This is a genomic window from Streptomyces sp. NBC_01622 (assembly GCF_045209635.1).
Taxonomy (GTDB): domain Bacteria; phylum Actinomycetota; class Actinomycetes; order Streptomycetales; family Streptomycetaceae; genus Streptomyces.
Map to the genome: position 1 here is coordinate 949083 of NZ_CP109293.1, position 14632 is coordinate 963714.

At 70.7% G+C, this 14632-nt stretch carries 11 protein-coding genes; 3 read left to right on the forward strand and 8 right to left on the reverse strand.

Translation table 11 applies throughout. The features are described 5' to 3' along the window. Positions 1-76: 76 nt before the first annotated feature. Together OH768_RS04335 and OH768_RS04340 are read left to right on the forward strand one after the other, a co-directional pair. Entirely contained in the window at positions 77-1219 is a 1143-nt protein-coding gene (locus OH768_RS04335; protein ID WP_406450182.1) for an aminoglycoside phosphotransferase family protein, read from the forward strand. 278 nt (positions 1220-1497) lie between these two features. Next, on the forward strand, positions 1498-3468 hold the full coding sequence (locus tag OH768_RS04340; RefSeq protein ID WP_406450184.1) for an N-acetylmuramoyl-L-alanine amidase: 1971 nt from the start codon (positions 1498-1500) through the stop codon (positions 3466-3468). Positions 3469-3475: 7 nt separating this feature from the next. Here OH768_RS04340 and OH768_RS04345 read toward each other — a convergent pair whose 3' ends face one another. From OH768_RS04345 to OH768_RS04380, 8 genes are all read right to left on the reverse strand, one after another. Then, positions 3476-3973 carry a hypothetical protein gene (locus tag OH768_RS04345; RefSeq protein WP_019069079.1) on the reverse strand — a complete coding sequence of 166 codons (498 nt, stop codon included), beginning with the start codon at positions 3971-3973 and terminating at the stop codon, positions 3476-3478. Between the two features lie 129 nt (positions 3974-4102). Further along, complete coding sequence (locus OH768_RS04350; RefSeq protein ID WP_406450186.1) at positions 4103-7015, reverse strand: ATP-binding protein; 2913 nt, start codon at positions 7013-7015, stop codon at positions 4103-4105. Positions 7016-7347: 332 nt separating this feature from the next. Then, the gene (locus OH768_RS04355) at positions 7348-8298 is read right to left on the reverse strand and encodes a universal stress protein (RefSeq protein WP_406450188.1); all 951 of its coding nucleotides are present in this window, start codon (positions 8296-8298) and stop codon (positions 7348-7350) included. Positions 8299-8414: 116 nt separating this feature from the next. Further along, entirely contained in the window at positions 8415-8657 is a 243-nt protein-coding gene (locus tag OH768_RS04360) for a DUF397 domain-containing protein (protein WP_019069076.1), read from the reverse strand. 82 nt (positions 8658-8739) lie between these two features. Then, positions 8740-9906, reverse strand: a complete 1167-nt coding sequence (locus tag OH768_RS04365; protein ID WP_406450191.1) for a thiolase domain-containing protein — start codon at positions 9904-9906, stop codon at positions 8740-8742. Next, the gene (locus OH768_RS04370; RefSeq protein WP_406450193.1) at positions 9903-10949 is read right to left on the reverse strand and encodes a thiolase domain-containing protein; all 1047 of its coding nucleotides are present in this window, start codon (positions 10947-10949) and stop codon (positions 9903-9905) included. The genes OH768_RS04365 and OH768_RS04370 overlap by 4 nt, the downstream gene beginning before the upstream one ends. A 17-nt stretch (positions 10950-10966) precedes the next feature. Further along, positions 10967-11911 carry a Zn-ribbon domain-containing OB-fold protein gene (locus tag OH768_RS04375; RefSeq protein ID WP_406450195.1) on the reverse strand — a complete coding sequence of 315 codons (945 nt, stop codon included), beginning with the start codon at positions 11909-11911 and terminating at the stop codon, positions 10967-10969. Positions 11912-12024: 113 nt separating this feature from the next. After that, entirely contained in the window at positions 12025-12825 is an 801-nt protein-coding gene (locus OH768_RS04380) for a crotonase/enoyl-CoA hydratase family protein (RefSeq protein ID WP_406450197.1), read from the reverse strand. A gap of 167 nt (positions 12826-12992) precedes the next feature. On the opposite strand from OH768_RS04380, the gene OH768_RS04385 reads away from it, so the two are divergent. Then, on the forward strand, positions 12993-14612 hold the full coding sequence (locus OH768_RS04385; protein WP_406450199.1) for an acyl-CoA synthetase: 1620 nt from the start codon (positions 12993-12995) through the stop codon (positions 14610-14612). The last annotated feature ends 20 nt before the right edge of the window (positions 14613-14632 follow it).

Consider the following 14632-nt stretch of genomic DNA (forward strand, 5'->3'; position numbering starts at 1 on the left):
GCACCCGTGGGACCGGGCCGGGTAGCGCGCTTGTTTGGACAGGCACTGCAGGCACACGAAGGGATCTGTCTCTCCCATGTACACAGCATCGTCCTCCGTGTCCGCCCCGCCCCGGTCGCTGCACCCCCGCCCGGGCGCAGGCGGCCCCTACCTCGACCCGGCACGCCCGGCGGCCGGCCCCGTGCTCGGTGCGGGCAGGCCACGGCGCGTTCCGGGGCTCGGCACCCAACCGCTCAGCGGGAGACTCGACTTGTCCGGCCCTCAGGGCGCCCAGCTGCGTACGGCGATCACGTCGGTGCACCGGATCTGTCCGGAGTTCGCTCCGGTGCAGGTGCTACGCCGCAACGGGCGCTCCGTGCTCCTGGTCGGAACGACCGGACGCAGCACGGCCGTAGCGAAGTGTTTACTGGATCACTCCCCCGCGTGGGCCGAGCGGATCCGGCACGAGATAGCGGCATACCGCTCGTTCGTCCGGCACCGCCCGCCGGTGCGGGTGCCGCGGCTGATCGCGGCGGACCCGGACAACTGCACGCTCGTCATCGAGCGGATGCCGGGCCGGGTGGCGGCGCTGCACCGGCACCCGGCGGAGGCCCCGCCGCGGGCGGACATCAGGGCGGCGCTCGGCGCGATCTGCAGGCTCAACGCCTGGCGGCCGCCGGCGGGCACGTTCGACGCTCCGCTGGACTACGCGGCCCGGATCTCGCGGTATCACGAGCTGGGGCTGCTCACCGACCGGGACATGGGAGACCTGCAGAAGCTGCTGCACGGCATCGCGCACTCGGCGGGCCGTCAGGGCATGGGCCAGTTCTGTCACGGCGACGCCCTGCTGTCCAACATCCTCCTCTCACCGGCCGGTCCAGTGCTGGTGGACTGGGAGCACGCGGGCTGGTACCTCCCGGGGTACGACCTGGCCACGCTGTGGGCGGTCCTCGGGGACGCGCCCGTGGCCCGGCGGCAGATCAGCCAGATCGCGCAGTCGGCGGGACCGGCGTCGCGTGACGCCTTCCTGGTGAACCTGATGCTGGTGCTGACCCGGGAGATCCGCACCTACGAGATGGCCGTGCAGCGTTCGATGCACGACACGACCCCGGCGGCACCGGGAGCTGCCCACCCGGGTGCTGCGCCGTCCGGCGAGGAACAACGGCTGCTGCTGAGGCGGCTCCACGACGACTGCCAGTTGGCCCGACGGGCCGTGCGTGCGGCGGTCGGCACTCGCTGACGGGGATGACGGTCCGCGGTGCGCCCTGCAGCGGCGCACCGCGGACCTTCGTGTGTCTCAGCCACATGTGCGTCCCCCATATATGACTCGCCCATTGGTGTAGTCCACTGACGCCCCGCAGGCCCGAAAGCCGCCGCCACGAAACTCCTCGTATCCCCTGTTGACAAGGGAAATCACCTCCCTCTGGGCATGATTGACGGATCGTCGGCCAGCCGGTACCACTGACGCACGCCCGGCCCCGAACGGATCGTCAAACCCCACCGTCCCAGGAGGCTGCATTGCGAGGATCCTCGACCGACCCCACCCGCGCTTCCGGGCACAGACGCGCGCGCGGAACCGCGGGCGCGCTCGCCACCGCCGCCCTGCTGCTGCCCCTGCTGGGCGCGGCCCCCGCCCAGAACGCCACCGACTCCGCCGCCTCCACCCTCCAGCAGGCGTTCGCCTCGGCGTCCGCCGAGTACCACGTGCCGCAGACCGTGCTGCTGGCCGTCTCCTACCTCCAGTCCCGCTGGGACACGCACGGCGGAGCACCGAGCGTGACCGGCGGCTACGGCCCGATGCACCTCACGGACGCGCGCACCGCGCTCGCCACGACGGAGCATCTGAGCGAAGGCACCGAGGACCCCCGCGGCGACAGCGCCCGCCTGTCCCTGCACCCCACCGCGCAGATCCCGGCGGACTCCCAACTCCCGGCCCGGCTGCGGACGTTGACGAAGGCGGCCGAGCTGACCGGACTTCCGGCCGCCGACCTCCGCAGTGACGAGACCGCGAATGTCGAGGGCGGCGCCGCGCTGCTGGCCGACGCGCAGCAGGGCCTGGGCGAGCCGCTGAGCGCGAACCCCGCCGAGTGGTACGGCGCGGTCGCGCGCTTCTCCGGCGCGGACGACTCCGCGACCGCCGCCGCCTATGCCAACGATGTCTACGACGTCATCCACACCGGCGAGCAGCGCACCACGGACGCCGGGCAGCAGGTCGCCCTGACCGCACAGCCCGAACTCGCCCCCGACACCGCTCAGTTGGCGGAAACCGGACTGCGCACCGTCTCCGCCGACGGCGCGGAGTGCCCGAAGAAGGTGTCCTGCGAGTGGATCCCGGCGCCGTACGCCCAGTTCGGGGACAACGACTACGGCAACCACGACCTGGGCGACCGGCCCGCGTCGCAGAGCATCAAGTACATCGTCATCCATGACACGGAAGGCCAGTGGGACAGTGTCCTGAACCTGGTCCAGGACCCCACCTATGTGTCGTGGAACTACACGATCCGCTCCAGTGACGGTCTGATCGCCCAGCATGTGAAGGCCAAGGACGTGGCCTGGCACGCGGGCAACTGGTACATCAACGCCAAGTCGATCGGCATCGAGCACGAGGGCTTCCTCGCCGCGCCGGACGCCTGGTACACGGAGGCGATGTACCGCTCGTCGGCTCGCCTGGTGAAGTACCTGACAAAGGAGTACGGCATCCCGCTGGACCGGCAGCACATCCTCGGCCACGACAACGTGCCCGGACCGACCACCTCCACCATCCCCGGGATGCACACGGACCCGGGCCCGTACTGGGACTGGGCGCACTACTTCGCTCTGCTGGGCCACCCCTTCGAGCAGACCGTGAAGAAGAGCGGCGGCCTGGTGACGATCCGCCCCGACTACGCCACCAATCAGCCGGTGTACACGGGCTGCGTCACCGCAGGCCAGCCGTGCGCGGTGCACGGGTCGAGCGAGGTCCGGCTGTACTCCGGGCCCGGCGAGACCTACCCGCTGATCAAGGACATCGGCCTCGGGACGACCCCGACGACCGGCGTCAACGATCTCTCCTCGCGGGTGTCCACCGGACAGCAGTACGCGGTGGCGGACCGTTCCGGTGACTGGACCGCGATCTGGTACCTGGGCCAGGAGGCCTGGTTCAAGAACCCGAAGAAGCACCCGACGGCGGTCGGGGCGGCCGGATGGGTGATCACGCCGAAGGACGGTCTGGACAGCGTCCCCGTGTACGGCCGCGCCTACCCGGAAGCCTCGGCCTATCCGGCGGGAGTGCCCGTCCAGGCGGTGTCCCCGCTGCCGTACACCCTGCTCAAGGGCCAGAAGTACGTGGTCGGCGACAAGGTGCCCGGCGAGTACTACTACGCGGTCACCTTCACCACCGACTCGCACAAGGTCGTCGTAGGAAAGGATCTCTACTACGAGATCCAGTACGGCCACCGGGTGGAGTTCGTGCGGGCCGCCGATGTGACACTGGAGCGGTCGGGCCGGTAGCCGGGCCTCAGCCCTGCTGGAACAGTTCCGCCGGGAGCGGTTTCAGCAGGGCGTAGAGGTCGTCCGTGATGGGGCGGTCCCAGGCGGCGATGGTGACCAGGACGTTGTCGCTGCGGTCGAACTGGACGCAGGAGATCCGGCTCTCGGAGAGCTTGAGGCGGCGCACGATCAGCAGGTTGTCGCCCTGCATCACCGGCATGTCCTCGGTGCCTACGACGGTCACCTCCTCGTCGTTCTCCAGCGCGAGGAGCAGTTGGGCGACCTCGAAGGGAACCTCGTCCTCGGCGACGTCACGGGCCGGGGAGCCCTCGGGGAGGTTGCCGATGACCATCGCGGGGCCTCGGCCGCCGAACAGGTCGTACCGCAGGAACACGCCCTGGCAGGTGCCGTCGGGGGCGGGCAGCAGACCGGCGCCGAGGTTGCCGGGCCAGTCGCCCGGGTCCATGGCCAGCACATCGAATTCGGGGCCGGCGGGGGTGGCGCTGCGGCGGCGGAGGAACGACATGGGGCCATGGTACGGGTTGCCGTTCGGCGATGGGCACGTGGTTTGGTGGGCGTTCGTTGTCGGGCGCGGGTGCGTGCGGGTTGAGCGCGCCCACGCGGCGGAGCCGCATATCGATACAGCCCCGCGCCCCTAGGGGGTTCGGCCTTCCGTCGGTTTGATCAGTGCCGTTTCTAGACCTGTCCTGTCTGTGCCCAGTTTTTGGTAGGCCGCTGAGAGCAGGCCTACTGCCGACTGTTCGTCCGTGTCTAGTTCTACGGCGATCTCGTGATCGGTGCTGCCGTGCGCGGCCAGGGTTGCCGCTGCGCGTTCGTCGGTCGTGAGGGTGTCTGTCTCGGTGCTGTGGAGGCGGCGGGGGCGCAGGCCGGCGGCGGCGAGTTCGGCTCGGGTGGTGTCGGCGAGGCCGTCGGCGCCGCACTGGACGGCCGTGTCGAGGCCTCGGTAGAGGTAGTCGGCGGCTTCCCTGGAGCGGCCGGTGCGGCGGAGTTCGGTGCCGAGGGCTACCAGCGCGCACGCCAACTCGTAGGCGGCCGGGGAGCGTTCGAGGTGGGCGACGGACTCCTCCAGGAGTTTGGCGCGGACGGAGCCGGAGGAGACCTCGGCGGCGACGCGCAGGGCCTGGCCGATGGCGGACGGGGTGCCGAACTGGCGGGCGCGGGCGACCGCTTCGTGGGCGGTGACGACGGCGCGCTCGGGGGTCTCGTGGCGCTCGGCGCGGGCCAGGTGGAGCTGCCAGGGGCACCAGGCGGGGTTGCGGATGCCGCGCGGGTCGAGGCGGCGGCCGGCGGCTGCCAGTTCCTCGGCCGCTTCCTTGACGAGGCCGCGGGCCAGCAGCAGTTCGCCGTACACGGTCTGGGCGTCCGGGAAGACGACGGCTGCCGGGAAGGGTTCCGCGAAGGCGTGGTCCTCGGCGAGCTGGGCGGCCTCCGCGACCCGGCCGCGGGCGAGCAGGACCTCGATGAGGATGCCGGTGCCGTACCAGTAGACGGGGGTGCCGGGGCCGACCCGCTCGGCGAGGCGCAGTCCCGCGCGGGCGAAGTCCTCGGCCTCGGCGAGCCGGCCGCGCCGGTAGCGGAGGTAGCCGAGGAGGGTGTAGCCGAAGGCCAGGTGTGCGCCGCGCCAGCCCTGTTGCTCGAAGTCGGCGATGCCGGTGGCGAACAGTTCCTCCGCGCGGCCCGGCCGGTCGCAGTACATGTGGGCGAGGGCGACCAGCACCGGTACTTCGAAGCCGCGGTCGGCCTCCGCCCAGCCGAGGCCACCATTGAGTGCGCGCTCGGCATGGTGGAGGGCCACATGTGCCGGTTCACCACGGAGTACGGCGTCCCAGGTGCGCAGGCCGATGATGTACCGCTCGGTGAGGTCGCGGCCCTTGAGGCGGTCGGCGAGTTTGGTGAGGCGGCGGGAGCGCGAGGGGTGGTCGGGTTCGTCGGCGCGGAAGGCGTCCCACATGAACTGCTCGGAGAGCATGCGGAGTTTGACCCGGGCGTCGTCGGTGACGCGGATCTCGCGGGCGAGGGTGTCGGAGGCCTCGGCGAGGCGGTCGCTGTGGGCGAGGACCTGGGAGAGGCGGTAGACGATGTTCTGCCGCAGGCCCGCGTCGCTGATCGGTTCTTCGAGGGCGGCCCGCAGATGGTTGACGGTGGTCGCCGGTTCGGTGAGCAGCGAGGCGCTGCCCAGTTCGTAGAGGACGGCGGCCCGGTCGTCGAAGGGCGGGGGTTCGCGCAGGGCGCGGGCGAGGTAGCTGCGGGCGGTGTCGGGGGCGCCCGCGCGCAGGGTTTCGCCCGCTGCCGCACGGAGTTGCTGCACGACCCAGTTGTCGCCGTCGGGGTGGGTCTCCATGAGGTGGCGGGCGGCGGCGGAGGGGCCCTGGCCGTCGTTGATGACGCACCAGGCGGCCTGTCCGTGCAGGGCCACGCGGACGCCGGAGGGGATGGCCCGGTAGACGGCGGTGGCGATGAGCGGGTGGACGAATTCGAGGGTGCCCGCGGCGGTCGGCGTACTGGTGAGGATGCGGGCCCCGCGCAGCGCCTCGGCGGCGTCGGCGGCTTCCTCGTGGCCGAGTCCGGCGACGGCGGCGGCGAGCGCCGGACGGGTCTCGGTGCCGAGCACCGCGCAGGCCCAGGCGAAGCGGACGGTCGAGGTGCCGAGGCGTTCGAGGCGGGTGAGGAGGCCGCTGCCCTTGATGGCGGCGGCGAGATCGCGCAGCAGGTAGGCCCCTGACTCGGTGGGGGTCAGGCCCCGGTCGTGGATCTTGGCGGTGAGTTCCACGGTCTCGAACGGGTTCCCGGCGGTGACCGCCCAGCACTCGCGGCAGAACGCGTCGTCGGCGTGCTCGCCGATCGTCTCGCGCACCAGGCCGGCGACGGCGTCGGCGCTGAGCGGTTCCAGATCGAGGGGACGACCGCCTGCCCGGCCGGGCAGTCCCCTGAACGACTCGGCGTGGTCGGGGAGTTCGTCGGGGCGGTAGGCCACGACGACCAGGAGCGGGAGTTGTTCGGCGCGGGGCGCGAACGCGGCCAGCCAGCCCAGGGATTCGGGGTCGGCCCAGTGCGCGTCGTCGAGGACGAGGACCATCGGGGCACGCTTCACCGCGAGGTGGGTGAGCACCCAGTCGAGGCCGTCGCGCAGGCCCTGCTGGTCGGGCGGGGAGCCTTCGGTGGGCGCGCGCAGACCGAGGGCCGGGCCGACGATGTCGTACCAACTCCCCAGCGCGGCGCGGAGATCGGCGTCGGCTGAGCCGGCGAACTGCGGTTGCAGCAGCTGGCGGGCGACATGGAAGGCGACGCGCTGTTCCTGGTCGCCGCCTCGCGCGGACAGCACGGTGCAGCCCTGTGCGGCGGCGCGGCGGCGCACCTCGGTGAGGAGGGTGGTCTTGCCGATGCCGGCCCGTCCCGCGAAGGCGAGCAGGGCGCCACGGGGCCGGTGTCCCGGCTCGGCACCGTCCGTGCGCAGGCCGGTGAGCTCGCCCAACGCGTCGTCCACGGCGGAGAGTTCACCCTCCCGTTCGAAGAGCGTCCTGCTGCCGCGCGCGCTCCGCTGTCCCATCCCCATACCCCCTGCCACGGTGGTACGTCCGCGCGGGGAGCGAACGCGTACCGTGAGCTACAGGGACCTCAGCGTACGCTTTCCGAGGGTGCGGCGGCCCGTTACTTGACAAAGGCGTACTGGCCAGTTTTCTCCGCACCACCGTCCAACGCCGGACGCCGAGCGGGACGCGGCCGTCAGGGAGTCGCTGGCCCAGCTCGACGAGGAGCCGGACCTCGTGACACCGGGCGGGCGAGGGCGGCGCAAGCAGTTGCTGTGGCCGTGAGCGGCAACTCGCCTACGGCGTAGACGGCTTCGCTTTGAGGCCGGCCGCAACTCCCCATGGTGCGACCTCACTCCTCCAGCGCCTGTGGCGGCACCACCGCGACCGGGCTCGCCGCGTGCAGCAGGACCGCCTGGGTGACCGAGCCGATCAGCCGGGCCGGGGCCAGCAGGCGTCGGCGGTGGCGGCCCACGACGACGAGATCCGCGTCCTTGGAGGCGGCGACGAGGTGACCGGCCGCGTCGCCCGGTGCGACGTACGGCTCGACGCGGACGTCGGGGTGGTCCTTGCGGTGCGGGGCGAGGAGGGACTCGGTGAGGATGCGGGTCTCGTTCTCGATGGCGTCCTGGTCGATGACCGGCGGGACGAGTTCACCGGCGGACGCCCAGTTCTGCGGCGGCCACGGGTAGGCGGCGACGACCTGGAGGCGGGCTCCGCGCAGGGCCGCCTCGGCGAAGGCGAAGGCGAGGGTGGTGTCGTCGGGGCTGTCCACGTGCAGGCCGACGACCACCCGGGGTCCGGGTTCGACCGGTGGCGCGTCGTGCTCCCCCACTGCCCGAAAGGCGTGGGAGGTGCCCCCATCGCGTCCGGGCCTGGGCACTACGACGACGGGGCAGCCGGCGTCGCGGGCGGCGGCCATGCCGTTGGAGCCGAGCAGGAGGCTGGCGAAGCCGCCGCGGCCCCGGGAGCCGAGCACCAACAGCTGTGCGGTGGCGCCCAGTTCGGGCAGTACGGCACCCGGTGCGCCCTGCAGCCCGAGGTACTCCATGACCGGCCGGTCGGGGCGCCCGTCGAGGTAAGTACGGACCTGGCCGAGCACTTCGTCCTCGTCCGGGCCGGGCGGTCCGGCGACCAGGACGCCGGGCGGTGTCCACGCGGCGGCGTACTGCCACACATGGACGACCCGCAGCGGCGCCCCCCGTCCGCGCGCGGCGTCGAGGGCCCAGTCCAGGGCGCGCAGGCTGTCGTCCGAACCGTCGACCGCCGCGATGACAGGCAGGGTGCTCTTGGGGGTGCTCATGGGGTTCCTCACCTCTGGAGTAACGGGACCTTCCCCTCCGGGGCCAGCCTGGCTCAGCCGCCGGCTCCGGAAGGGCGCTCAAGGTCGCGTGTCCGGAAAAACTGGTGATACGCCCTTCAGGTCAGGTCGAACTCCCCTTCCCGCGCCCCCGACACGAACGCGCCCCATTCCGCGGGCGTGAAGATCAAGGAAGGGCTTTCCGGGCGGCCGCTGTTGCGCATCGCGATGAATCCCTCGACAAAGGCGATCTGGACATCCCCCAGTCCACGGCTGCCTGAATGCCACTCGGCGTCACTGAGGTCCAGCTCCGGCTTGTCCCAGCCCGCAAGCGGGTGCTGCTGGATGGTGCTCTCGGCCACGTCCGTGCTCCTCCCGGTTCGTCGTCCGCGGCCAGCCTAGCGATCGGTTTCTGATGCCAACAGGCCACGTGAGGGGGACCTTTCAGGAGGCGGGAGGTTCGCTGCCCACGAGCCACATCGAGAAGAACTGGGATCCGCCGCCGTAGGCGTGTCCGAGAACCCGTCGGACCCCTTCCACCTGGTGTTCTCCGGCCTGGCCGCGCACCTGAAGGGCGGCCTCCGCGAAGCGGATCATGCCGGAGGCGCCGATCGGATTGGTCGAGAGCACCCCGCCTGACATGTTCACGGGAAGGTCGCCGTCCAGCTCGGTCACCCCCGACTCGGTGAGTTTCCAGCCCTCGCCCTCGTCGGCGAATCCGAGGTTCTCCAGCCACATGGGCTCGTACCACGAGAACGGCACGTACATCTCGACGGCGTCGATGTCCCGGCGCGGATCGGCGATGCCCGCCTGCCGGTACACATCGGCCGCGCAGTCCTTGCCGGCCTGCGGCGACACACAGTCCTTTCCGGCGAACAGTGTGGGCTCGCTCCGCATGGCGCCACCATGCATCCAGGCCGCCGGGCGTGGTGCACGGGCCGCACCCGCCCGGTCGGTGAGGACCATCGCGCAGGCGCCGTCCGAGGAGGGGCAGGTCTCCGAGTAGCGGATCGGGTCCCACAGCATCGGCGAGGCCTGGACCTTCTCCAGGGTGATGTCGTGCTCGTGGAGATGGGCGTACGGGTTCTTCAGCGCGTTGCGCCGGTCCTTGTACGCCACCAGGGAGCCGACCGTGTCGGGCGCTCCGGTGCGCCGCATATAGGCGCGCACATGGGGGGCGAAGAATCCGCCGGCACCCGCCAGCAGGGGCTGCTGGAAGGGGATCGGCAGGGACAGTCCCCACATGGCGTTCGACTCGGACTGCTTCTCGAAGGCGAGGGTGAGGACCGTGCCGTGCACACGGGCCGCGACGAGGTTGGCGGCGACCAGGGCTGTCGACCCGCCCACCGAACCGGCGGTGTGCACCCGCAGCATGGGCTTCCCTACGGCGCCGAGCGCGTCGGCGAGATACAGCTCGGGCATCATGACGCCCTCGAAGAAGTCCGGCGCCTTCCCGATGACGACGGCGTCGATGTCGGCCCACGTCAACTCGGCGTCGTCCAGGGCCCGTTGGGCCGCCTCCCGCACGAGCCCGGCGATGGACACGTCCCGGCGCGCGGCGACATGCTTGGTCTGGCCGATCCCTACGACGGCCACGGGCTCCTTGCTCATCGCGGATCCCCTTCGAGTACGGCGACCAGGTTCTGTTGCAGACAGGGGCCGGAGGTGGCGTGGGCGAGGGCCCGGTCGGACTCGCCCCGGTGGATGCGGGCGGCGGCCTCGCCGATGCGGATGAGCCCGGCGGCCATGACGGGGTTCGCGGCGAGGGCTCCCCCGGACGGGTTGACGCGCACGTCGTCGCCGAGGCGCAGCGCCTTGCGCAGGACGACTTCCTGCGCGGTGAACGGCGCGTGCAACTCGGCGGTGTCGACGGGCCGTTCGAAGGCGCCAGCCTTCTCGGCGGCCAACCGCGTGGACGGCGAGTCGGTCAACTCCCGTACGCCGAGACCGTGTGCCTCGATGCGGTGGTCGATACCCCTGATCCAGGCGGGCCGTTCGCACAGTTCGCGGGCCCGGTCCCCGGCCGCGAGGATCACGGCGGCGGCTCCGTCGCCGATGGGCGGGCAGTCGCCGGTACGCAGCGGCCGTACGACGTAGTCTCCCTGCGGTACCGAACCGCGCGCCTGGGCATGGGAGTTGGCGCTCGCGTCGGTCCGGCTGCGGGCGGCCACGGCGGCGAGCGCCGGTTCGTCGGTGTCGCCGGCGTCGATGAGGGCCTGCGCCTGGAGGGCGGCGAGGGCGACGGAGTCCGGCCACAGGGGCGCGACGTAGTACGGGTCGAGCTGCCGGGTCAGGACATCGCGTACGGAGCCGGGGGACGACTTGCCGTACGAGTAGACGAGCGCGGTGTCGGCGTCACCGGTGAGGAGTTTGGTCCAGGCCTCGTAGAGCGCCCAGGCGCCGTCCATCTCGACGTGCGACTCGGAGATCGGCGGCCAGGCGCCGACGCCGTCGAGGGCGAGGGTGAAGGAGAAGGCGCGGCCGGCGAGGTAGTCGCTGGAGCCGGAGCAGGTGAAGTCGATGTCGGCGGTCTTGAGGCCGGTCTGTTCGAGTACGCCGTGCAAAACCGGCATCAGCATCTCCACCTCGGAGAGCTCGTCGGTGGTGCGCCGGTGGTCGGTCTGCGCGAAGGCGACGACGGCGATCTCACGCATCGCGGCAGCTCCATGCATCACAGCAGCTCCTTGTAGGCGTCGTAGTCCGCGTCGGGCTCGCCGGTCGGCCGGTAGTGGTCCGGATGGCGACCGCCCTCGCTCCACACCGCCTCGACACGCAGCCCCATGCGCACCTGGTCGTAGGGGATGCCGCCGATCCGTCCGTGCAGCGCGAGGTCGGCTCCGTCGAGGGCGATGTGCGCGTAGACGTACGGCACCTCGATGTCGAGGTTCTTCGCCTTGATGTTGACGATGCAGAACGTGGTGACTGTGCCGCGCGGACCCACTTCCACATGTTCCGCTGTGGCGACACCACATGTGGGACACGCACCCCTCGGCGGGACGTACACCTTGCGGCAGGAGGGGCAGCGTTCGCCGACGGTGCGCTGTTCGGAGAGCGCGTGGATGTAGTCGGTCTGGGCACGGCCGGGCGAGTAGACGTAGTCGAGGCGGGCGGGAGCCACGATGCCGGTGACCATGTTCTCGAACTCGCCGGTGTGGTCGGTGGGTTGACGCGTCTCGTCGCCGTCGTACGGCTCGAAGCAGGCGATGTCCGTGATGGCGCCGGTACGTTCTTCGGCCCAGCGGACCCGAACGCGCATGCCGGTGCGGACGGCGTCGGGGCCCGAGGCGTCGAGGGCGTGCAGGAGGGCGGTGTCGGCGCCGTCGAGACGGACGAGGACCCAGGCGAAGGCCGCGTCGAGGGGCTGACCACGGCGGGGTTCGTGGTTCCAGGCCCAGGTGGTGACCGTTCCGGTGGGGGCGACCTCGACAAGGTCGCGGATCTCCTCCGCGGTGACGGGGTCGTACTCGACGGGCGGTACGAGGGTGCGTCCATCGCCGGTCTTCACACCGAGCACGACACGCTCCCGCAGCCCGGTGAGGAAGGCGCTCTGCACGGGACCGAGGGAACGGGTGAAGGGGAATTCAAGGACCAGGGGAGCTTTGAGCACTTCAGGCACGACATCTCCTCACTAGACAGATGCGGGCCGACTGTCCCCACCCAGGGGCGCGGGGAACTGGGCGACCAACCACAACGAACCCGCAGACGAAAACCGGCCGACCAGCGGAACGCCTAGCCCCGCCGGTAAACAGGCGGCCGTTTCTCCGCGAAGGCACGCGCCCCCTCCTTCGCGTCGGCGGTGTCGAAGATCGGCCACCCGCGCTTGAGTTCGGCCGCGAGCCCGTCCGTCTCGGTCAGCTCCGCGGTCTCGTACACCGACGCCTTGACCGCCTCGACCGCCAACGGCCCGCACGCGTTGACGAGTTCGGCGATCTCCAAGGCCTTGGCGAGAGCCGTACCGTCGGGGACCACATGCCCGACCAGACCGATGTCCGCCGCCTCCCGCGCGCTGTACGGCCGGCCGGTGAGCAGCATCTCCAGCGCGTGGGTGCGCGGAATCTGCCGCTGGAGACGGACAGTTGAGCCACCGATCGGGAAGAGACCGCGCTTGACCTCGAACAGGCCGAAGGTCGCGGACTCCCCGGCGACCCTGATGTCCGTCCCCTGGAGAATCTCCGTGCCGCCGGCCACACAGTGGCCCTCAACCGCGGCGATCACCGGCTTGCGCGGGCGGTGATGGCGCAGCATCGCCTTCCAGTGCAGGTCCGGGTCGGCCTTGAGCCGGTCGCGGTACTGCTGACCCTCCATGCCTTTTCCGGCCAGGGCCTTGAGGTCCATGCCCGCGCAGAACGCGCCGCCCGCGCCGGTCAGCACGATCGAGCGGATCCCGTCGTCCGCGTCGGCCTCGATCCAGCCGTCGTACAGGCCGACCAGCATCGGCAGCGAGAGCGCGTTCTTGGCCTCGGGCCTGTTGAGCGTGAGCACCAGTGTGGCGCCCTCGCGCCGCACGGTCAGGTGTTCCGTACCGCCCATTGCCGTCCTCCCGTCGCCGTACCGCCTCCGGAACGAGAACAGGTTGCAGGAGGTGCCCTGCCAGTACAAGGGGTTTCTGACACTCAGTCAGATTTCTTCTGCGCGGACCCTTCACAGTTGCCGCGCCCTTTGCTCTGATGACCGGCGAACCGACGTCAGGAGGAGTGGTGGAGTACAACATTGCCGACCTGTTCGAGTCGGTCGTCGACGTGGTCCCGGACCGCGAGGCGCTCGTGTACATCGACCACCCGGGCACAGGCGCGGAACGCCGCCTGACCTACGCGGAGTTGGACGCGGCGGCGAACCGCATCGCGCATCATCTGATCGACACCGGGATACGCCCGGGTGAGCACCTGGGGCTCCATCTCTACAACGGCATCGAGTACTTGCAGACGGTGCTGGGCTGCCTGAAGGCGCGTGTCGTGCCGGTCAACGTCAACTACCGTTACGTCGAAGAGGAGTTGGTGTACCTCTACCGGGACGCCGATCTCGTGGCGCTGGTCTTCGACACGGAGTTCACCGAGCGGGTGGCCGCCGCTCTGCCGCGCGCGGAGAAGCTTCGGCACCTGGTGCGGGTGGGGGCACCGGCCCAAGATGCCCCGGAAGTACCGGCCGTGGAATTCACGGACGCGGTGGCCACCGGGTCTGCAGAGCGGGGATTCCCGGCCCGTTCGGGCGACGACCAGTTCATCATCTACACCGGCGGCACGACCGGGATGCCCAAGGGTGTGATGTGGCGCCAGGAGGACCTGTTCTTCTCGGGGCTCGGCGGTGGCGCGCCGACCGGTGAACCCGTCAAGACACCCGAGGAGCTGGCCGAGCGGGTCGCGGCCGGCGGGGCGGGGATCACGTTCTTCCCGGCTCCCCCGCTGATGCACGGAACCTCCACGCTCACCGCGTTCATCGGCTTCAACTTCGGCCAACGCATCGTGATCCACCGCAAGTTCGTGCCGGAGGAGGTGCTGCGGACCATCGAGAAGGAGAAGGTCACCAGCATCTCCCTGGTAGGCGACGCGATGCTGCGACCGCTGATCGACGCTCTCAACGGGCCGATGAAGGGCACGGACTGCTCTTCGGTGTTCAGCGTCTCGTCGTCGGGCGCGATCATGTCGGAGACGGTGCGCCGGCAGTTCCAGGAGCTGCTCCCGAACACGATGCTGCTGAACAACTACGGCTCGTCCGAGTCCGGCTTCAACGGTACGGCGACGGCCGACTCCGGGGCCGGGCAGTCCTTCCGCATCCGGGTCAACTCCCGTACCCAGGTGGTCGATCCGGCCACGCACGAGCCGGTCGCCGGCGGCGAGATCGGCCGGGTCGCCCAGTGCGGCCATGTACCGCTCGGCTACTACAACGACGAGCGGAAGACCGCCGAGACCTTCTTCGAGAAGGACGGCCGGCGATGGGTCCTGCTCGGCGACATGGCGACCGTGGACGAGGAGGGCGTCGTCACGGTGCTCGGCCGTGGCTCGCAGTGCATCAACACCGGTGGGGAGAAGGTGTATCCGGAGGAGGTCGAGCAGGCGCTCAAATCGCATCCGGATGTCTACGACGCACTCGTGGCCGGGGTGCCGGACCCGAAGTGGGGCAACCATGTGGCCGCCGTCGTGGAGTTGCGCGCGGGTGCGGTACGGCCGTCGCTGGACGACATCCAGACGCACTGCCGTTCCCAGCTCGCCGGGTACAAGATCCCCCGGCAGTTGGTGATCGCGGAGACGATCCAGCGGTCACCGAGTGGCAAGGCGGACTACCGGTGGGCGCGGGAGGTGGCGGTCGCCGCAGCTCAGTGAGTCAACAGTGGGTCAACACG

Bases quoted from the DNA above. Each gene is read 5' to 3' on its own strand.
- OH768_RS04370 (WP_406450193.1), bottom strand. From the start codon at position 10,949: ATGCGTGAGATCGCCGTCGTCGCCTTCGCGCAGACCGACCACCGGCGC.
- OH768_RS04345 (WP_019069079.1), bottom strand. From the start codon at position 3,973: ATGTCGTTCCTCCGCCGCCGCAGCGCCACCCCCGCCGGCCCCGAATTC.
- OH768_RS04365 (WP_406450191.1), bottom strand. From the start codon at position 9,906: ATGAGCAAGGAGCCCGTGGCCGTCGTAGGGATCGGCCAGACCAAGCAT.
- OH768_RS04350 (WP_406450186.1), bottom strand. From the start codon at position 7,015: ATGGGACAGCGGAGCGCGCGCGGCAGCAGGACGCTCTTCGAACGGGAG.
- OH768_RS04355 (WP_406450188.1), bottom strand. From the start codon at position 8,298: ATGAGCACCCCCAAGAGCACCCTGCCTGTCATCGCGGCGGTCGACGGT.
- OH768_RS04380 (WP_406450197.1), bottom strand. From the start codon at position 12,825: ATGGGCGGTACGGAACACCTGACCGTGCGGCGCGAGGGCGCCACACTG.
- OH768_RS04335 (WP_406450182.1), top strand. From the start codon at position 77: ATGTACACAGCATCGTCCTCCGTGTCCGCCCCGCCCCGGTCGCTGCAC.